Here is a 17,746-nt window from a genome sequence, read left to right on the forward strand (position 1 = left end):
CATTGGCAAAGTGCGTTTGGCGATAGCTGATCAGGGTTTGAGATCAAACAGCGCTTTCTGGGTTTCCACATCGAAAGGCGCCGACCAGTGCTCGTGGATGACCCGCCACTGGCCGGCGGTCTTGCGATAGCCCACGGTGACGCGCATGAAACCGCACTGGCTTTCGTCATCCGACGGGCCGCAGCGGTTGAGCCAATGGGCCAGGCCCAGCTCGCCATCGGCGTACACCGTGAGTTCGGCCAACTCGAACGTCATCGGGCCGGTGCAAAAACCCATGCACATTTCCCAATGTGCCTGGTACACGGCCTTGCCCTTGAACTGCAGTTCCTTGATCGCATCGAAGGCGACGATGTCGTCGGCATAGGGGGCGGTGATACCTGGGATGTCACGATCGCGCACCGCTTGCATCCAGCGTTCGATCAGTTCACGGATTTCGCTTTCGGCCTGGGTATTCATGAGGGGCTCTCCGAAGTGCGGGTGGCGCCGGTACTCGGCGCCTTCAACACTGGTCGAACGAGAGAGCGGGAAATCGACAACAGGGAGGAAAAAGGCTGACAGGCGCGGCGGCCCCCTGTAACTGCCTACACGCCCGGGCTGGCCAGTATGAATTCGCGATAGCCCGAAACGATCACGTACACCGCGAAATAGCAGAAAATCGCTGCCGAGAGCAGGTATGACCACGTCAGCAGACGGTCACCGAGCAAACGCCCACCATGGCTGGCGATGCCGCACAGGCTCAGGCACCAGACCAGCCCTGCAGCGAAAAAGCCGCCGAGAAACAACCCGGCCTCCAGCAGGCTACCGCCACCGGAACGGGAAATCAGCACGCCACCGACAGCGGCGAACCACAAAATGGCGGTGGGCGACGACATGGCCAGGAAGATACCGCGCATGAATTCGCGCCAGGCCGATTCCGCCACCACCTCGCTGCGCGCTTCCATATGCCCGCCGCGCCAGGCCGCCAGCAGCATCTTCAGCGCGAACCACACCAGCAGCGCCGAACCACCCAGCCACAAGGCCCAGCGCACGCTCTCGAACTGCAGCAACACGGTCATGCCGGCCAGCGCTGCGATCGCATACACCAGGTCACCGACACACGTGCCCAGGCCGAGCCAGAACCCTTGCAGGAAACCGCGCTGCATGGCCAGGGTGATCATGGCGATATTGGCCACACCGATATCAAGACACAGGGACAGGCTGAGGAGAAAACCGTTGGAGAAAGGCATTGAATACTCGATGACGGGTAAATGAGCGCCGTAGAGCCTGCCATGAGTGATTGCGGGATTGGAAGAACAAGTGTTCGATCAGGCCAGCGCCGCCTGTTCAAACACCTCGTCGGCCCACTGGTTCAGGCTTTTGCCTGCCGCACGGGCAGCAACGCTGGCAGCGGCATGGATTTCGGGCCGAATACGCAGCATGACCTTCCCCGATGCCGGCTTTTCGGGAGTGATGCCCTGTTCCGCGCAATCGGCCAGGTAGTCCTCCAACGCATGACGGAAGGCCTCATGCAGTTCCGGGACAGAACTTGCGTGGAAACTGATGATGTCGCGAATCCCCAGCACGCGGCCGACGAAAATATCATCACGCTCATCATATTCAATACGGGCGGCATAGCCCTTGTAGCGCATGCAACTCATCATTTCACTCCTGCCCGCAGCAAGAATTCGCGGGCCTCTTCAATCTGATACCGCCTGGCCTCCTTGCCTGGATGGTGACGATGGCACCTCCAGCACTGGCCGCCAAGCACCAGTTTGACCCGGGAGCCTTGCCGCTCCAGCACCTGCCCCCCGAGGTGCAGCACCAGCGTTTCAATCTCGGAAAAGGCTAGTGACGACGTGGTTGGCGTCCTCAGGATAGCGTCGAGAATTTTTCGGTATCGAGTATTCATGGAAAAATGCTATCAAAATAAGATAGCACTTATTCCAAGATATTCATTCAGGATCTTTCATTGCCCGCCAGAATCCGCGCATACCGCGCCCGGTCCACGTTCGCTCCGCTCAACACCACAGCCACGCGCTTGCCGGCCTGCTGTTCGCGCTCTTGCATCAACGCCGCCAGGGCTGCGGCACCTGCACCTTCGGCAGTGTTGTGCGTGGCCTCGTGGTAAACCCGCATGGCTTCGGCGACTTCACTGTCGGTGACCCGCACGATCCGCGCAGCATGCTCGCGCACCAGGGCAAAGGCTTGCGGATGGGGTACCCGGCAAGCCATGCCATCGGCGAAGGTTTCGGCAATGGCAGTGGTGACGATATGGCCCTGCTCAAAGCTCTGGGCATAGGCATCGGCGGCGCTGGACACCACACCGACGATCTGGGTTTTCAAACCCAGCAGTTTACGCGCCTGGATCAGCCCGCAAATGCCTGACCCCATGCCGATCGGCACGTAAACGCAGTCCAGGTCACGCACAGCCTCGAACAACTCCAGGGCATAAGTGGCCACGCCCCGCACCAACTCCGGGTGGAACGAAGGCACCATGGCATACCCCAACACCTCGGCCAGCCGCGCGGCTTCTTCACGGGCCACATCGAAATCCACACCGTGCTCGACCAACTCGGCCCCCAGTGCGCGCATGGCGGCGTTCTTCTCTGTGGAATTGCCCTCAGGGACTACGATGACCAACGCAATGCCTGCCTGCCGTGCCGCCAGGGCCATGCTTTGGCCGTGGTTGCCACGGGTTGCGGTGACCAGCCCTCGGGGTGGATTGCCGCCCGCCAGCAGCGAGCGCACATAGACCAGACCGCCCCGGACTTTGAAAGCCCCGGTGGGTGCGTGATTTTCGTGCTTCACCCACACCTCGCAGCCCAGCCGCTCAGCCAGCAACGGCCAGGCGTGCTGGGGCGTGGCGGGTACATGTTGGTGAACGAAAGCGGCGGCTTCGCGCAGGGCGGCAAGGTCGAACATGGCGATCATCCCTTTTCGGTAGGTGGTTGATCCGATCCTAAGCGCCGGGCATTGTATGGGTACAACCTTATATTGCATGGGTAGCAATTTCGTGTGGATCCCGCAGCTCGTCGAGGATGACCAACCCCGGTATCTGGCACTGGTCGACGCTATAGGCAACGCCATCGAGCGCGGCGTGCTCAAGGTCGGTGACCGCCTGCCGCCGCAACGGCGCCTGGCCTGGAAACTGGGCCTGAACCCCAGCACCACCCAACAGGCCTACCGTGAAGCCGCCGCTCGCCACCTGGTGGCGGGTGAAGTGGGCCGCGGTACCTATGTGCTGGCGGGGAGCAAGGAAGCGACCTTGTTTCGCCTCAAACACTGCGAAGGGCAAACGCGGCTGATCGACCTGTCGACCAATGTACCGGTTGCCGATCCGCACAATCATGATCTGCACGACAGCTTGCGCAGGCTGCTGCAAGGTCACGACCACGGCTTGCTCGACCATTACCTGGGCCCCGAACAGTTGCTGCTGGGGCGCATCCGCGGCGCCCACTGGCTGGGCAATCGCGGCCTGGCCCTGTCGGCGGACCACCTGTTGCTGTGCGGCGGAGCCCAGCAGGCGCTGGCCCTGGTGCTGCAGTCATTCTGCCAGGCGGGTGAGCCCGTCATGCTTGAAGCCCTGACCGCTCCGGGCATCAAGGCCGCCTGCCGGCAACTGCGTCTGCCCGTGCATGGCGTCGCACTGGACAACCAAGGCCTGCGGCCTGATGACCTGGACCGGGTGGCGCGCGCCAGCGGTGCCCGCGTGCTGGTGACCACACCTACCCTGCACAACCCCACGGGCGCCTGCATGGATGATGCTCGCCGCGAGGCAATCGCTGGGGTAGTCAAACGCCTGGGGTTATTGGTGATCGAAGATGATGTGTATGGCGCACTCAGCGACCGGCCGCCGCTCTACCCGCTATTGGGCGATCAAGGGATCTACATCAGCAGCCTGTCCAAGACCGTAGCTGCAGGCTTGAGGTTGGGGTGGATCGTGGCCAGCGCGAAGTTGCTGTCACAGGTCGACCCGCATGCCCAGGCCAGCCACTGGCCGGTGTCGCCATTGGGCTTGCATGTCGCTTGCCAGTGGATCGATGACGGTACCGCCACACGGCGGCTGGCCTGGCAGAAAGCAGAAATTTGCGAACGCTGGCGCCTGGCACGCAGGCTGCTGGCTGGTAGGCTGCACAACACAGGCCAGCCTTCACCCCACGCGTGGCTGGGCACGCCGCAGGGGGCTGAGGCGGTGGTAAAGCAATGTCGGGAGCAAGGTGTGGAAGTCGTCCCGGCGAGTGTCTTCGCCATTGGCGCAAGCGAGGTGCAGGCCGTACGCATCAGCCTGTCGGCGGCAGGCAGCCGGGCTGAACTGAAACGCGGCCTGGAAGTAATACGCCAGGTACTGTCTGCTCAATGAGCCCCGCGTGACGAAAGCAGCCTCTTCGCTACTGCCCAGTGCGAAAAGGCCGCTAACGCAGGAACATCAACCCTGCTGGCAACCTTCGCCCATGGCGCGGTACTGAATGGTGTGCACCTGGCCCTGATGGTCTTCATAGGTCATGGTCGCAGGCACCACTTCGCAGACATTGGGGATGGTCGACAGGTTGATCACCCGTTTGATGTCCAGGTTCATGGAATAGTCGTACTGCTGGGCCACAGGCTCGCTGGAGACGGGTTTGGCCTCATCGGCAAGGGCGAACGAGGACATACCGACCAATGCAAGAATCAGTAATGGTTTCATGGATGTTTGGCCTTTAAATCAATCAAGCTGATCGATTGACTTCATATGCCGTCAATGGCGCGGAGAAGTTGTCATCAACTGCGAAGATGACACGAAGTACCGATCCCGCTTTGTCGTACTGCCAGGGGGGATACGTGAAATTCTACTCCCGGCCTGGAATAGTTGAACCCCGAACTCGGACATTCACCCTTGCAGCTTTTGCAACAATCTGCGACAAAGCGAAACGGATTGATGGCCCGAAATCATTGGGCTAGAGCTGTTTGCCAGCGGAATACCATGACGCCACTCCTCTGCACCCCACTGACCGACCTTGAGCGGCGGCTGCTAGACCACTTCTATCGCCAGCAGGGCTCGCGCATGCGTGCAGCCAGCGAGGGTGAGTTGTGGGTGGCGCGCAGCGGCGAAATCGTTGCGGGCTTGAGCTTGAGCGCTGTTGCCGGTGGCCGGTGGCTCACCGGCCTGCTGGTAGCCCCAGAGTGGCGAAACCAGGGTGTGGCCGCGCGCCTGGTCAACGCAGCACTGGCCGAAGGTCGCGGCCCAACGTGGCTGTTCTGCCACCCGGACCTCGAAGCCTTTTACCAACGTCTGGGTTTCTCCCCGGCGAGCAGGTTGCCTGAAGCGCTGGGGTCACGCCTGGCACGCTACCAACGCAGCAAACGCCTGATGGCGATGGTGCATGGTCAGTCGTCGCTGGCGTCCAGCCCAGGGAACAGTACCTCGGTGTAACCGAACTTGGCGAAATCCTGAATCCGCGAAGGATACAGCCGCCCGATCAGGTGGTCGCATTCATGCTGTACCACGCGCGCATGAAACCCGTCGGCAACCCGGTTGACCGGGTTGCCCTGCGGGTCGATGCCCTCATAGCTGATGTGCTTGTAGCGAGGCACCACCCCGCGCAGGCCAGGCACAGACAAGCAGCCTTCCCACCCCTCCTCGATCTCGGTGGACAGCGGAGTGATCACCGGGTTGAGGAGAATGGTCTGTGGCACCGCCTCGGCATCGGGATAACGCTCACTGCGCTCGAAACCGAAAATGACCAGTTGCAGGTCGATGCCGACCTGCGGTGCGGCCAGCCCCACGCCGCCGACATGGCGCATGGTTTCGAACATGTCGTCGATCAACTGCTGCAGTTCGGCGCTGCCGATCAGGTGTTCTGGCACCGGGGCTGCGACGCGCAGCAAGCGCTCGTCGCCCATCTTCAGGATGTCACGGATCATCGCGGGTTCTGCTCGGTAGGCTGGGGCTCGACGGGATGTTCATGGCCGAGCACGGTCAGGGTTTCCTTGGCTTTATCGCCCTCGAAATCCTTTTCGCCAGGGTCTTTGCCCTCAGCGGACATATGTTCGATCACAGCGTTCATCTCCGCGCCCAGCAACAATACGGCGGCAGAAATGTAGAAATACAACAGCAATACAATGATCGCACCGATACTGCCATACATGGCGTTGTAGTCGGCGAAAGTCTTCACATAGTAAGCGAATGCCAGCGAAGCGATGATCCAGACCACCACCGCCAGCACTGAGCCTGGAGTGATGAAGCGAAACTTCTGTTTCACGTCGGGCATCACGTAGTAGATCACCGCCACCGCCACCATCATCAGGATGATGATCGCCGGCCACCGCAAGATCGTCCACACCGTGACGATCACTTCCTGCATGCCGATCTGAGCCGCGATCCACTCCATCACCTGAGGCCCCAGCACCATCAACGCTGCCGCCGCCAGCAGCATACCGGCAATGCCGACGGTATAGACAATCGACAATGGTATGCGCTTCCACACCGGGCGCCCTTCGGGCACGTCATAGGCGGCATTCATGGCACTCATCATCAGCCGTACGCCTGCAGAGGCGGTCCACAGCGCGATGACGATACCCACCGACAGCAGGCCACCTTTGGACTGCTGCAACTGATCGATGACGGGGTTGACCTGTTCCAACGCCTGGGGCGGCAGTACCAGCTCCGATTGCATTCGCAGCCACGAGAAGAAATCCGGCAGGTGCAGAAAACCGATCAGTGCGATCAGGAATAGCAGGAACGGGAACAACGAAAACAGCATCTGGTAAGCAAGCGCAGAGGCGTAGGTGGACATCTCGTCGTCAAGGAATTCCTTGACGGTGCGCACCAGGATGCGGTGAAGGGGCAAGCCACCCAGGTCGGGAAAAATCATAGCGTCTCCTTTCGCCGCTTGATCAGTACATCAGGGAAGTCTAATAGACCACGCGACTGGTGTGCTGCTCCCTGCTGGACTTGAAGAAAAATTCGCCGTCTTGATCAACAGCCCCATCCCCGTCTGCTGGCGACGGGGCTGTAGTCATACCGTGATCAAGGCTTTTTCACAGCATCCTTGACGTCGCCCTTGACCTGCTGCCCTTCGCCCTTGATTTCCTGGGCCTTGCCTTCTGCGCGCAGCTTGTCATTGTCGGTGACTTTGCCAACACCTTGCTTGATGTTGCCCACTGCTTCGTTGGCCATACCTTTGACTTTGTCTTTAGTGCCGCTCATGGCAAATCTCCTGCAAATGGAGACACGTGATCCGTGTCGACAAAAGGTGGACCCAGCGGCCAGTTCAGGAGTTTCAAACATTTTTGCAATCTCAAGCCGAGCGGTAAATCTGCGGGCGAATACCGCACTGAATCGGCTACCTACGTCTGCGCAATGCCGGCCTGCTGCCCTAGAATCGCGGGCAAACGGCAGCCCTATAGAGGTTGCATGCTTATAAAAACAACAGCTTACGGAACCTGCACCCATGCGTTTGATGCCCCTGCTGGCAGCCTTGCTGCCGCTGCTGCCCCTGCCCGCGATCGCTGGCGCACCGGCCACCGAAACCCTGCGGGTCGACCGCTACACCGACGACAGCCAGCCAGGCACCCTGCGCTGGGCGATCGAAACCAGCAACCAAAAGCCCGGCCACTACCGCATCGACATCGCCGCAGTCGGCCAAGCCCCGTTTGTCATCCGGCCGACCCGCGCCCTGCCTGAAATCAAAGGCCCGGTGCAGATCACCGGCCTGCCTTGGGCGCGCGACGGCCAATACGTCGCCATCGACGGCGCCGGCTATATCAAGGACCAGGGAGTACGCACCTGCCCCGGCGCCCTGCCCGGCCAGTTCGGCACCAACGTGCGCACCACGACCAACCCCGGGCTGGTGCTGCGCGACACCCAGGGCGTGCACCTCAGTGGCCTGGAAGTGCGCAACTTCTGCATCGGCATCCTGGTCAACCGCGCCAGCCACAACGTCATCGAAGACAACCGCATCGTCGCCAACAAGGGCGGTGCCGGTATCATGCTGACCGGCGATGACGGTGCCGGTAACCCCACGGCCACCACCACGGTCAACAACAAGGTGCTGCGCAACCAGCTGATCGACAATGGCGATGGCCTGGAGCTGACCCGCGGCGCGGCGTTCAACCTGGTGGCCGACAACCTGTTCCGTTCGACTGCAGCCAACCCGGAGCCGTCCCAAGGCATCGAGATTCTGCTGGGCAACGACAACAGCGTGGTACGCAACCGCTTCGAGAACTACTCCGACGGCCTGCAGATCAACTGGGGCAAGCGCAACTACCTGGGCGCCAATACCTTCAGCGGCAACTCGATCGGCGTCAGCGTCACCGGCCAAGGCAATATCCTCGACGGCAACCTGATCCACGGCAACCGCATCGGCGTGGCGCTGCGCCCGGAGCCGGAGGTCACCACCACGCGCCTGACCGGTAACCGGATCTGGGGCAACAGCCTGGATATCCGCCGCTGCGAAGCTGGCGGCTCTTGCGTACCGGATCAGCGCACGGGCGCCATCGTTTTTGGCGTGCCAGCCCAGGCCCATGCACTGTACGTAGGCTCTCGCGGGGTCGGTGCCGACCTGCCGAAAAAGGACCAGGCCGTGATCTGCGATGCCAAGGGCCAGCCCAAGCCCTGCCAGCCGCTGCCCAACCATAACCAGCAGGCACCACGGCTGTTGGCCCTGAACGACAATGTGCTGCGCGGCGAAGTGCAGGGGCCGGCATCGAGCCTGCTGCGGGTCGAGCTGTTCGGCAATGCCCAGGCACAAGGCACGGAGGCTGAGCAATACCTGGGGGAAGTACTGGTGAACAGCGATGCCAAGGGGCAGGCGCAGTTTGCCCAGCGGCTGGAGAATGCCGATGGGCTGCGCAGCTTTACCGCCACCGTGACCACGGCCGATGGCGCGACCTCCGAGTTGAGCCAGCCACTTCGCCGCTAGGGTAGCTGGCCCCATCGCCGGCACGCCGACGATGGGGCCATCAAACCTTGCTCCGCTACCCGCCACCCCTCACAATGCAGCCCTTCATAGCGTCACACCGCAGGAACCTGCATGAAACTCGACAAACCCGCCGCCATCGCCCGGCGCAACGAAGCATTGGCCAAGCCGGTGCTCACCAGTGCCAACACGCTGTTCGCCATCCTCGACCCCAAACGCAACCTGTGGTGGTTCGAAGTGCCGGTGGCGCTGCTGCGCAAGGGCCAGCCCGACTGGGTCAACCTGCTGCTGCACACCCCTGAAAGCGACGAACTGCAGCACCTGAAGGTCCCAACCAACTTCCTCAAGGCGCATCAGGAACAGATGGAAGTGCGCAATGCCGGCAAGCGCCGCTCGACCATCAGCCTGGCGCTGAGCGCCGACCGTGATTCGCTGCTGCGCGACACCCGCCCGGGCGGCGAGCAGCTCGACTTCAGCACATTCGTGCAGGCCTGACCTCAGGCCCGCTCGATGCGATCGTCATGGATGACGATCCGGCCCTGTTTGAACAACGCGCCGATGGCCTTCTTGAAGTTGCCCTTGCTGACGTTGAACATGCGGCTGATCACCTCTGGGTCGCTCTTGTCGCACACCGGCAACACGCCCCCTTCGGCCTCCAGGCGCTGCATGATCTGCTCATGCAAGCCGTCCGCCAGCGCCTGGCCAACCGGTTGCAGGCTCAACGCGATCTTGCCGTCATGGCGCACTTCCTTGATGAAACCCTTCTCATGCATGCCCGAACGCATGAACTTGAAGATTTCATTCTTGTGGATCAGGCCCCAATGACGGTTGTTGATGATGGCCTTGAAGCCCATCGGCGTTTCGCCCGCCACCAGCAGCTCGACCGGCTGACCGACCTGGTAATCGGCCGGGGTGCGGTCCAGATAGCGGTCCAGCCGTGAAGTGGCGGTGATGCGCCGGGTGCGCTTGTCGAGATAGACATGCACCACGCAGTAGTCGCCGATCTTCAGCGGCCGCGCCTCTTCCGAGTACGGCATCAGCAGGTCCTTGGACAGGCCCCAGTCGAGGAAGATGCCCGCACCGTTGATGTCCTTGACCTTGAGGCTGGCGAATTCGCCAACCTGCACCTTGGGCTTCTCGGTGGTGGCGATCAGCTGGTCTTCGCTGTCCAGATAGAGGAACACGTTGAGCCAGTCATCGACCTCGGTTTCGGCGTTCTTCGGGATGTAGCGCCCGGGCAGCAGGATCTCGCCGTCGGGGCCGCCGTCCAGGTAGAGGCCGAAGTCCACGTGTTTCACGATTTGCAAACTGTTGTAACGCCCAAGCAGAGCCATTTCCGATGTTCCTCAAGACAAGGCGGCTATTCTACACCTGAAGCCAGCGCGCCGCCCGACCGCTGATTCGGCGGAACCGTCGTGGAGTACTCGCGTCTACCGTGTGGCCAGCCATCTGCAAGGGATCAGCACATGTTTCTACGCCTGTCCAAAGCCCTGATCATCGCCACGGCATTTGCGCTGGCACTGGTGGCCTGCAGCCGTATAGACCTGGCCTACCGCAACCTCGACCGGCTGGTCCCGTGGTCGCTGGACGACTACCTGGCCATGAACCGTGACCAGAGGTCGTTGCTCGACGAACGGCTCAAGCAGCACCTGGCATGGCATTGCACGACCGAACTGCCCGGGTACCTCGACTGGCTCGACCGCGTACGCAGCATGGTCGCCGATGGGCAAGTGACCGACCAGGCGCTGCAACAGCGCATGAACGAAGCCCGGCAGGCGATCGGTCGCGTTGCAGAAGCCATCACCCCGTCGGCCGCCGAGCTGCTGCGCGGCATGAGCGATGCCCAGGTCGCGCAGCTGGGCGAAGCTTTGCGTGAAGACATCAGTGAACGGCAAGAGAAATACGTCGATACACCCCTATCCAAACAGGTCGCCCGCCGCGCCGAGCGCATGGAAAAACGCCTGACACCCTGGTTCGGCGAACTCACCGCAGCACAACGCCAGCGCGTGCAAACCTGGGCACAGGCGCTGGGCGACCAGAACCGCCAGTGGATCGCCAACCGTGCGCACTGGCAACAACAGCTGATGATGGCCATGAACCAGCGCAGCGACGAAAGCTTCGAACCGCGCCTGGCGCAATTGCTGCAGCGCAAGGAAAGCCTGTGGACTGCGCAATACCGCGCTGCCTTCGAGAACAGCGAGCAACAGACACGCAGCCTGTTGATCGACCTGCTGCAACAGAGCAGCCCGGCCCAGCGGCAGTATCTTCAGGGGCGGCTGGCCAAGGTGCGTACCGACTTCAGTGAGCTCAAGTGCCTTAAGGGATAGGCAGGTCAATCGGTGTCCGCCCAATAACCCGCCTCAGCGCCCTTTGCGCCGATACGGGAACACATCGATCACCTTGCCTTCGCGGATAGATGCCTGCAGCCCCTTCCAGTAATCCGCGTCATACAGCTCCCCATGCAACCTGCTGAATAAACGCCGCTGGCCCATATCGGCAAACAGAAACGGCGGGAACTCCTCCGGGAATACATCGTGCGGCCCGATCGAATACCACGGCTCCCCCGACATCTCGTCCTCCGGGTAGCGCGGCGGTGGGATATGGCGGAAATTCACCTCGGTCAGGTAGCTGATCTCGTCATAGTCGTAGAACACCACACGACCATGGCGGGTAACCCCGAAGTTCTTCAGCAGCATGTCGCCTGGAAAGATGTTCGCTGCGGCCAACTGCTTGATGGCCAGGCCATAATCCTCCAGCGCTTCGAGCACCTGGCCTTCGCTGGCCTGCTCCAGGTACAGATTGAGCGGGATCATGCGCCGTTCGGTCCAGCAATGGCGGACCAGCACCGTATCGCCTTCCACAGCCACGGTGGACGGCGCCACCTCCAGCAGCTCGGCCAGGCACTCAGGCTCGAACTTGCCTCGGGGGAAACGAAAGTCGGCGAACTCCTGGGTATCGGCCATGCGCCCAACCCGGTCGACACTCTTCACCAGGCGATACTTGTCGATCACCGTGGCACGGTCGACCGTCTTGGACGGCGAAAAGCGGTCCTTGATGATCTTGAATACGGTATTGAAGCCCGGCAGGGTGAACACACTCATGACCATGCCGCGCACACCGGGCGCCATGATGAAACGGTCGTCGGTACTGGCCAAGTGGTTGATCAGCGCGCGATAGAACTCCGACTTGCCGTGCTTGTAGAAGCCGATCGAGGTGTACAACTCGGCAATGTGCTTGCCTGGCAGTATGCGCTTGAGGAAATTGACGAACTCGGCCGGCACCGGCACGTCGACCATGAAATACGAACGGGTGAAGGAGAAGATGATCGAGACCTCGGCCTCGTCGGTGATCAGCGCATCCGCCTCGATGCCATGGCCTTCGCGGTGCAGCAGCGGGATCACCAGGGGCCACTGTTCATCGCTGTTGTACAGCCGGCCCACCAGATAGGCGCCCTTGTTGCGGTACAGCACCGGCACGAACAGTTCAACGGCCAGGGCCGGGTCCTTGCATACCCAGTCTGGCAGGCAGTCGCGCAGTTGCTCTTCAAGGCGTGACAAGTCGTGCTCAAGGTCACCATACGCGAATGCATAGTCGCAGAAGATAGCCCGCAACAGGCCCTTGAGGCTGCCATCGGGCGTATAAGTGCGGGTCTGTGCAGCACGCTCATGGTTGCGAATCGAGGGCCGGGTGGTGTGGATGAACATGCAGCCGTCGTTGATCTGATCATGGCTGAACAGGCTGCAGAACAAGGAGTTGTACCAGGTCTCCGACAGCTCATCGTCCAGCCGCGGGTCGATCAGGCGTATATAGGCACTTTTCACCAACGGCCACTGTTCGACCTCCAGCAGCACCTCCTCATCGAACCCGTCACGCAGCCAGCCGTTGACCTCACCGACCTTCTGCTCATAGAGGTTGATCCGCGCCGCCGCTGCCCGCTGGATGTCCTGCCAGCGCGCCTGCTCGAAGCGCTCGCGGGCGCCCAGGGTGATGCGGCGAAAGTGTTCGCGGTAGTCGTCGAAGCCATCGAGGATCATCCGGGCGATTTCGCCGGCCGGCCAGTGCTGGGTCATGCAGGACACCTCGGTGCGGGGTGAGTTAGACAGCTTAGTCGCCTGTGCAACTTTGCGGAGCCTCTACCGGCTTACACCGCAAGAAAGGACAAGAACCGCCCGTGCGCCATCGCGTACACTCGCGCCCTGCCCTGTACCCGGAGACCACCGTGAGCCCCATCGCCCTGACCCGCCTGCTGACCCTTGCCGCCGTCTGGGGGGCGAGCTTTCTGTTCATGCGCATCATCGCCCCCGAGCTGGGCACCGTGCCTACCGCCTTCTTTCGCGTGTCCATCGCCTGCCTCGGCCTGATCGCCATACTCGCCGCAGCCCGCGTACGCTGGAACTTCGAGGGCAAACTCGGCGCTTGCCTGGTCCTGGGCATGATCAACTCAGGCATCCCCGCCACCTTCTATTCGGTGGCAGCCCAGGTACTGCCGGCGGGGTATTCGGCGATCTTCAACGCCACCACGCCACTGATGGGGGTGCTGATCGGCGCACTGTTCTTCCGCGAGGCCATGACCCTGCCCAAATTGTGCGGCATCTTCCTTGGCCTGTTCGGTGTCGGCATTCTCAGTGGCGCGGGCCCGGTGGCACTGGACATGGCACTGCTGCAAGGCGCCCTGGCCTGCCTGGCGGCAACCACCTGCTATGGCTTCGCAGGCTTTCTGGCGCGGCGCTGGATCAGCGGCCTGGACAGCCGCCTCTCGGCGCTGGGCAGCATGCTCGGCGCCACGCTGATGATGACGCCACTGTTCGCCTGGAGTGCGCTGACCCAGCCGCCTGCCAGCTGGGGCGGCTGGCAGGTGTGGCTGTCGCTGCTGGGCCTGGGCCTTGTGTGCACGGCCTTCGCCTACATCCTGTACTTCCGCCTGCTGGCCGAGATTGGCCCGGTCAAGGCCAGTACCGTGACCTTCTTGATTCCGGTCTTCGGTGTGCTGTGGGGCGCGTGGCTGCTGGACGAATCGCTGTCGATGGGCCACCTGTATGGCGGCCTGCTGATCGCTGCCGCGCTGTGGCTCGTGCTCAAGCCCGCGCGCCGCGCTCAGGCCTGATACAGCAACCCTGTAGGCGCCGGCTTGTCGGCGATCAATCCAACACCGTTTCACCAGTAAAACCACACACTTTGACGTTACCCCAAATGCCCGGCAACTACGCACGAAGCCAAATTCATGCGCGGTTGCTGGGCATTTTTGTGCCACATAGAAAACTACGTTTCATATATAAAACAAAGCAAAACAGGTCATAACTTCGCAAACACTTAATAACTAAGCACTTTCATATTTAATTCTGGAAATTACCCACCTGGCATTGTTCATGCACTAAACGGCGTATCACCTATAAAACAGACCAGAGACCGCGCCCATGGCTGTGAAAGAGATGTACGCAATCGCCCCGCAATGGCATGTACCGCAGCGCAACGAAGACCCGGCCCCCACGGAAATCGAATTCCGTAATGTCGGCAAGGCCTTCCCCGCCAAGGGCAAGACGGATGCCCCATTCGCCATCCGAGGCGTGAACTTCCAGATCCGTCGCGGCGAAGTGGTGTCGATCATCGGTCCTTCCGGTTGTGGCAAAAGCACCATCCTCAACATGGGCTCAGGCCTGTACCGGCCCACGGAAGGCGAAGTGCTGGTCGGCGGTGAAGCCGTCAACGGCCCCGTCCCCAAAGTTGCCTTCATGCTGCAGAAAGACCTGCTGATGCCATGGCGCAGCATCCGCCGCAACGTCGAACTGGGCCTGGAAATCCAGGGAATGCCTGCCAGCCAGCGCAAGGTCATCGCCGAGGATCTGCTCAAGCGCTGCCACCTGCAAGGCTTCGCCGACCACTACCCGTTCCAGCTGTCCGGCGGCATGCGCCAGCGCGCCGCGCTGGCCCGCACCCTGGCGATCGACCCGCAGGTGCTGTTTCTCGACGAACCGTTCTCGGCCCTTGATGCGCAGACCAAGATGATCCTGCAACAGGACCTGGCGCAGATGCTGTTCGAGGAAAAGAAGACCGCCTTGTTCATCACCCACGACTTGGTCGAGGCCATTGCGCTGTCCGACCGCCTGCTGGTGATGAGCGCCCGCCCTGGCACGATCATCGAAGAAATCGAGATCGACCTGCCCTATCGCAACAACCCGCTGGAACGCCGAAAGCTGCCGGAAATCGGCCCGCTGGCCGGCCGCCTGATGGATCTGCTGAAGGTCGGCGAAGACCTCGACCTGCACTGACCGACGCCCCACTCACCACTTGGGAGTTAGCATGTTCACCACACACCTCAAGCGCATGGCTCATACCGCCCTGGCAACCCTGGCCCTGAGCCTGGCAGCCCATGCCCAGGCCGAGCCCACCAAGGTCACCTACCTGCTGCCTGCTCCACCCAGCCTGCCGGCGTTCGCGCCCTGGATCATCGCCAAGGAAAAAGGCTACTACCAGGCCCAGGACCTGGACCTGATCTTCATCGCCGCCAAAGGCGGAGTCGACGTGGCCAAGCAGATCGGCGCGGGCAACGCCCTGGTTGGCGGCGCCATCGGTGACACGCCGATCATCGTGCGCCCCAACGGCATCCCGGTACGTGCAGTGGCGGTGCTCGGTGGCGGCGGGGTCACCATGATCGCTACCAACGCCAGCGAAAACATCCACTCGGTCAGCCAGCTCAAGGGCAAGACCCTGACAGTGATGTCCTACTCCGACACCACCTACTACGCCCTGCTCGCTTCGCTGCGCAAGGCTGGCCTGAGCAAGGACGATGTGGATATCCAGGCAGCCGGCCCCTCGGGCGTGTGGCAACTGTTCTCGGCCAGCAAGGCCCAGGCCATGGCCGGGGTGCCGGACTGGGTGGTCAACGCCGAAGACGCCGGGCTCAAGTACGCGCTGATCCCGCGCGAGCAGGTATTTGAAAGCATGGCCCAGGCGATCCTCGCTTCAGACGACGCCATCGAACATCACCCGCAGATCGTCCGCGGTGTGGTTCAGGCCACCCTGCGCGGCCTGCAGGACATCATCGATGACCCCAAGGCGGCCGCCGCCACCTTCGCCCGTGCAGTCCCGGCTTACGCCGGCAAAGAGGCCTCGCTGGAAAAGACCCTGCGCCTGTACGTGGAATACGTCTACGCCGGCCAGCCGGTACTCGGCCGCATCGACCCTGAGCGCCTGGACACCGTGCGCAAGTTCTACGTCAGCGAGGGCATCGTCAACCGCGAACCCACGCTCGACGAGCTCTACAGCAACCAGTTCATCGAAACCCGTACCGCGGCCCAGTGACGGCCCGGCAATGACAAGGTAAGCACCCGATGAGAAATATCAATCCCTCTGTGGCCGGCAGCATCGCCCTGCTGGTCTTGTTCCTGGCGCTCTGGCAATGGGGCCCGGGACTGGTCGGCATGCCCGAGTTCGTCATGCCGCAACTGAGCCGGGTGGCTCAGGAAAGCGTGCTGATGTGGCACTCCGGCGGCCTGCTGGAACATACCCTGATCACTGCCTTCGAAATCATCGTCGGCTTCGCCCTTGGTGCTCTGCTGGGGGTGGCCATCGGCGTCTCGCTGGGGCTGTCGCCCTCGGCCGAAGCGATGCTTTCGCCTTACATCCTGGCGCTGCAGATCGCACCCAAGGTGGCCTTCGCCCCGCTGTTCGTGATGTGGCTGGGCTACACCATCTACCCGAAGATCCTCATCGCCATCCTGATCGTGTTCTTCCCGGTGATGATCAACGTGCTCTCGGCCATCCGCACCGTCGACCCGGACATGATCAACCTGGTGCGCACCATGAATGCCAGCCGCTGGCAGATCTTCCGCCTGGTGGAGTTCCCTTCGGCCATGGCCGCGCTGTTTTCCGGCCTGCGCATCGCCTCGACCCTGGCCGTCATCGGCGTCACCGTCGGCGAGCTGGTGGGCGGTAACCAGGGCCTGGGCTTTCTGCTGGTGGATGCCGAAGGCCAGGGCAACACCGCGGGCGTGTTCGTCGCCATCGTCATGCTCACGCTGATCGGCGTGCTCGCCTACGGCGCCGTGGTGTGGGCCGAAAAGCGCGTCCTGCACTACCTCCCCAAAGCCATGCTGAGTAGCCAATGATGAGCAGCTTCCACAACCTTCTCCAGGGCCGCCGCGTGCTGGTCACCGGTGGCGCCCGCGGGCTGGGCTATGCCTTTGCCCAGGCCATTGCCCAGGCCGGCGCCCGGGTGGTCATCGCCGATGTGCTCGCCGGGCGCGTGCAGCAGGCTGCCTGTGAGCTGAGCGGTATGGGCCTGGATGTCAGCGGCGTCAGCCTGGACCTTGCCAGCCCCGAGTCCATCGAGGCCTGCATCGAGCGCGCGGTCAAGCGCCTGGGCGGCCTGGACGGCCTGGTCAACAACGCCTCGATCACCAACTCCGGCGGCAAGAGCTGCGAGGAACTGGACATCGAGACCTGGGACCAGGTCATGCAGGTGAATGTGCGCGGCACCTGGCTGATGACCCGCGCCGCCCTGCCGGCGCTGCGCGAAAGCGGCCGTGGCGCGGTCATCAACCTGGCCTCCGACACCCCGCTGTGGGGGGCGCCGAACCTGCTGGCCTATGTCGCCAGCAAAGGCGCGGTGATCGCCATGACCCGCAGCCTGGCCCGCGAGCTGGGCAACGCCAACATCACCGTCAACGCCATCGCCCCCGGCCTGGTGCTGGTCGAAGCCACCGCCTATGTGCCCGAGGCCCGCCACCGGCTGTACACCGAACAACGGGCCATCCAGCGCCCGCAACTGCCCGACGACGTCAGTGGCGCGGTGCTGTTCGCCCTGTCCGACCTGTCGCGCTTCATCACTGGACAAACCCTGCCGGTCAACGGCGGGTTCGTCATGCCCTGAG

General features: G+C 62.3%; 21 protein-coding genes. 10 read left to right on the forward strand and 11 right to left on the reverse strand.

Annotated elements, in window-relative coordinates; genetic code table 11:
* Positions 1-30 precede the first annotated feature (30 nt).
* From NGJ21_RS02435 to NGJ21_RS02455, 5 genes are all read right to left on the reverse strand, one after another.
* Positions 31-456, reverse strand: a complete 426-nt coding sequence (locus tag NGJ21_RS02435) for a YybH family protein (protein WP_039603658.1) — start codon at positions 454-456, stop codon at positions 31-33.
* A 125-nt stretch (positions 457-581) separates the two neighbouring features.
* Complete coding sequence (locus tag NGJ21_RS02440; RefSeq protein WP_046788043.1) at positions 582-1,226, reverse strand: LysE family translocator; 645 nt, start codon at positions 1,224-1,226, stop codon at positions 582-584.
* Positions 1,227-1,304: 78 nt separating this feature from the next.
* Positions 1,305-1,637: a type II toxin-antitoxin system HicB family antitoxin gene (locus tag NGJ21_RS02445; RefSeq protein ID WP_039603657.1), complete on the reverse strand. Its 333-nt coding sequence runs from the start codon at positions 1,635-1,637 to the stop codon at positions 1,305-1,307.
* Positions 1,637-1,888: a type II toxin-antitoxin system HicA family toxin gene (locus tag NGJ21_RS02450; RefSeq protein ID WP_251961741.1), complete on the reverse strand. Its 252-nt coding sequence runs from the start codon at positions 1,886-1,888 to the stop codon at positions 1,637-1,639. Before NGJ21_RS02450 ends, NGJ21_RS02445 begins: the two co-directional genes overlap by 1 nt.
* Positions 1,889-1,935: 47 nt before the next feature.
* On the reverse strand, positions 1,936-2,901 hold the full coding sequence (locus tag NGJ21_RS02455) for a threonine dehydratase (RefSeq protein ID WP_251961742.1): 966 nt from the start codon (positions 2,899-2,901) through the stop codon (positions 1,936-1,938).
* A gap of 76 nt (positions 2,902-2,977) precedes the next feature.
* Between NGJ21_RS02455 and NGJ21_RS02460 the strand changes: the two genes are divergently transcribed.
* Complete coding sequence (locus NGJ21_RS02460) at positions 2,978-4,339, forward strand: aminotransferase-like domain-containing protein (protein WP_251961743.1); 1,362 nt, start codon at positions 2,978-2,980, stop codon at positions 4,337-4,339.
* Between the two features lie 66 nt (positions 4,340-4,405).
* Here the strand turns inward: NGJ21_RS02460 and NGJ21_RS02465 are convergent, their stop codons facing one another.
* Positions 4,406-4,663 (reverse strand): DUF2790 domain-containing protein, encoded by a 258-nt coding sequence (locus tag NGJ21_RS02465; RefSeq protein WP_003254632.1) that lies wholly within the window; start codon positions 4,661-4,663, stop codon positions 4,406-4,408.
* A 276-nt stretch (positions 4,664-4,939) separates the two neighbouring features.
* On the opposite strand from NGJ21_RS02465, the gene NGJ21_RS02470 reads away from it, so the two are divergent.
* Positions 4,940-5,389 (forward strand): GNAT family N-acetyltransferase, encoded by a 450-nt coding sequence (locus tag NGJ21_RS02470; RefSeq protein ID WP_251961744.1) that lies wholly within the window; start codon positions 4,940-4,942, stop codon positions 5,387-5,389.
* Here NGJ21_RS02470 and def read toward each other — a convergent pair.
* From def to NGJ21_RS02485, 3 genes are all read right to left on the reverse strand, one after another.
* The gene (def, locus tag NGJ21_RS02475; protein ID WP_012315683.1) at positions 5,344-5,880 is read right to left on the reverse strand and encodes a peptide deformylase; all 537 of its coding nucleotides are present in this window, start codon (positions 5,878-5,880) and stop codon (positions 5,344-5,346) included. The genes NGJ21_RS02470 and def overlap by 46 nt on opposite strands.
* A complete protein-coding gene (locus NGJ21_RS02480; RefSeq protein ID WP_046788040.1) occupies positions 5,877-6,830 on the reverse strand; it encodes a YihY/virulence factor BrkB family protein in 954 nt (317 codons plus the stop codon). The genes def and NGJ21_RS02480 overlap by 4 nt, the downstream gene beginning before the upstream one ends.
* 155 nt (positions 6,831-6,985) lie before the next feature.
* Positions 6,986-7,165 (reverse strand): CsbD family protein, encoded by a 180-nt coding sequence (locus NGJ21_RS02485; RefSeq protein WP_046788039.1) that lies wholly within the window; start codon positions 7,163-7,165, stop codon positions 6,986-6,988.
* Between the two features lie 244 nt (positions 7,166-7,409).
* Between NGJ21_RS02485 and NGJ21_RS02490 the strand changes: the two genes are divergently transcribed.
* Together NGJ21_RS02490 and NGJ21_RS02495 are read left to right on the forward strand one after the other, a co-directional pair.
* Positions 7,410-8,879, forward strand: coding sequence for a right-handed parallel beta-helix repeat-containing protein (locus NGJ21_RS02490; RefSeq protein ID WP_251961745.1), 1,470 nt, complete (start codon positions 7,410-7,412; stop codon positions 8,877-8,879).
* 111 nt (positions 8,880-8,990) lie between these two features.
* Positions 8,991-9,371 (forward strand): hypothetical protein, encoded by a 381-nt coding sequence (locus NGJ21_RS02495; protein WP_012315687.1) that lies wholly within the window; start codon positions 8,991-8,993, stop codon positions 9,369-9,371.
* Between the two features lie 2 nt (positions 9,372-9,373).
* Here NGJ21_RS02495 and NGJ21_RS02500 read toward each other — a convergent pair whose 3' ends face one another.
* Positions 9,374-10,210 (reverse strand): CvfB family protein, encoded by an 837-nt coding sequence (locus NGJ21_RS02500; protein WP_012315688.1) that lies wholly within the window; start codon positions 10,208-10,210, stop codon positions 9,374-9,376.
* A 132-nt stretch (positions 10,211-10,342) separates the two neighbouring features.
* Here NGJ21_RS02500 and NGJ21_RS02505 point away from each other — a divergent pair, with 132 nt between their 5' ends.
* The gene (locus tag NGJ21_RS02505) at positions 10,343-11,203 is read left to right on the forward strand and encodes a DUF6279 family lipoprotein (protein ID WP_115274118.1); all 861 of its coding nucleotides are present in this window, start codon (positions 10,343-10,345) and stop codon (positions 11,201-11,203) included.
* 33 nt (positions 11,204-11,236) lie between these two features.
* Here the strand turns inward: NGJ21_RS02505 and aceK are convergent, their stop codons facing one another.
* Positions 11,237-12,946: a bifunctional isocitrate dehydrogenase kinase/phosphatase gene (gene aceK / locus NGJ21_RS02510; protein ID WP_251961746.1), complete on the reverse strand. Its 1,710-nt coding sequence runs from the start codon at positions 12,944-12,946 to the stop codon at positions 11,237-11,239.
* 149 nt (positions 12,947-13,095) lie between these two features.
* Between aceK and NGJ21_RS02515 the strand changes: the two genes are divergently transcribed.
* From NGJ21_RS02515 to NGJ21_RS02535, 5 genes are all read left to right on the forward strand, one after another.
* Positions 13,096-13,980, forward strand: coding sequence for a DMT family transporter (locus tag NGJ21_RS02515; protein WP_046788086.1), 885 nt, complete (start codon positions 13,096-13,098; stop codon positions 13,978-13,980).
* Positions 13,981-14,305: 325 nt separating this feature from the next.
* A complete protein-coding gene (locus NGJ21_RS02520; RefSeq protein ID WP_237860781.1) occupies positions 14,306-15,142 on the forward strand; it encodes an ABC transporter ATP-binding protein in 837 nt (278 codons plus the stop codon).
* A gap of 55 nt (positions 15,143-15,197) precedes the next feature.
* The gene (locus NGJ21_RS02525; protein ID WP_251961880.1) at positions 15,198-16,175 is read left to right on the forward strand and encodes an ABC transporter substrate-binding protein; all 978 of its coding nucleotides are present in this window, start codon (positions 15,198-15,200) and stop codon (positions 16,173-16,175) included.
* A gap of 29 nt (positions 16,176-16,204) precedes the next feature.
* On the forward strand, positions 16,205-16,981 hold the full coding sequence (locus tag NGJ21_RS02530; RefSeq protein WP_115274114.1) for an ABC transporter permease: 777 nt from the start codon (positions 16,205-16,207) through the stop codon (positions 16,979-16,981).
* Positions 16,981-17,745, forward strand: a complete 765-nt coding sequence (locus NGJ21_RS02535; protein WP_448197161.1) for an SDR family oxidoreductase — start codon at positions 16,981-16,983, stop codon at positions 17,743-17,745. Before NGJ21_RS02530 ends, NGJ21_RS02535 begins: the two co-directional genes overlap by 1 nt.
* Position 17,746 lies beyond the last annotated feature (1 nt).

This window comes from Pseudomonas sp. Marseille-Q5299, from assembly GCF_943737035.1.
Lineage (GTDB): Bacteria > Pseudomonadota > Gammaproteobacteria > Pseudomonadales > Pseudomonadaceae > Aquipseudomonas > Aquipseudomonas putida_E.

Coding starts and splice junctions, on each gene's coding strand:
- NGJ21_RS02525 (WP_251961880.1), top strand. CDS start 15,198: ATGGCTCATACCGCCCTGGCAACCCTGGCCCTGAGCCTGGCAGCCCAT.
- NGJ21_RS02450 (WP_251961741.1), bottom strand. CDS start 1,888: ATGAATACTCGATACCGAAAAATTCTCGACGCTATCCTGAGGACGCCA.
- NGJ21_RS02465 (WP_003254632.1), bottom strand. CDS start 4,663: ATGAAACCATTACTGATTCTTGCATTGGTCGGTATGTCCTCGTTCGCC.
- NGJ21_RS02455 (WP_251961742.1), bottom strand. CDS start 2,901: ATGTTCGACCTTGCCGCCCTGCGCGAAGCCGCCGCTTTCGTTCACCAA.
- NGJ21_RS02490 (WP_251961745.1), top strand. CDS start 7,410: ATGCGTTTGATGCCCCTGCTGGCAGCCTTGCTGCCGCTGCTGCCCCTG.
- NGJ21_RS02435 (WP_039603658.1), bottom strand. CDS start 456: ATGAATACCCAGGCCGAAAGCGAAATCCGTGAACTGATCGAACGCTGG.
- NGJ21_RS02500 (WP_012315688.1), bottom strand. CDS start 10,210: ATGGCTCTGCTTGGGCGTTACAACAGTTTGCAAATCGTGAAACACGTG.
- NGJ21_RS02485 (WP_046788039.1), bottom strand. CDS start 7,165: ATGAGCGGCACTAAAGACAAAGTCAAAGGTATGGCCAACGAAGCAGTG.
- NGJ21_RS02495 (WP_012315687.1), top strand. CDS start 8,991: ATGAAACTCGACAAACCCGCCGCCATCGCCCGGCGCAACGAAGCATTG.
- NGJ21_RS02480 (WP_046788040.1), bottom strand. CDS start 6,830: ATGATTTTTCCCGACCTGGGTGGCTTGCCCCTTCACCGCATCCTGGTG.
- NGJ21_RS02445 (WP_039603657.1), bottom strand. CDS start 1,637: ATGAGTTGCATGCGCTACAAGGGCTATGCCGCCCGTATTGAATATGAT.
- NGJ21_RS02530 (WP_115274114.1), top strand. CDS start 16,205: ATGAGAAATATCAATCCCTCTGTGGCCGGCAGCATCGCCCTGCTGGTC.
- NGJ21_RS02470 (WP_251961744.1), top strand. CDS start 4,940: ATGACGCCACTCCTCTGCACCCCACTGACCGACCTTGAGCGGCGGCTG.
- NGJ21_RS02440 (WP_046788043.1), bottom strand. CDS start 1,226: ATGCCTTTCTCCAACGGTTTTCTCCTCAGCCTGTCCCTGTGTCTTGAT.
- def (WP_012315683.1), bottom strand. CDS start 5,880: ATGATCCGTGACATCCTGAAGATGGGCGACGAGCGCTTGCTGCGCGTC.
- aceK (WP_251961746.1), bottom strand. CDS start 12,946: ATGACCCAGCACTGGCCGGCCGGCGAAATCGCCCGGATGATCCTCGAT.
- NGJ21_RS02460 (WP_251961743.1), top strand. CDS start 2,978: ATGGGTAGCAATTTCGTGTGGATCCCGCAGCTCGTCGAGGATGACCAA.
- NGJ21_RS02535 (WP_448197161.1), top strand. CDS start 16,981: ATGAGCAGCTTCCACAACCTTCTCCAGGGCCGCCGCGTGCTGGTCACC.
- NGJ21_RS02520 (WP_237860781.1), top strand. CDS start 14,306: ATGTACGCAATCGCCCCGCAATGGCATGTACCGCAGCGCAACGAAGAC.
- NGJ21_RS02505 (WP_115274118.1), top strand. CDS start 10,343: ATGTTTCTACGCCTGTCCAAAGCCCTGATCATCGCCACGGCATTTGCG.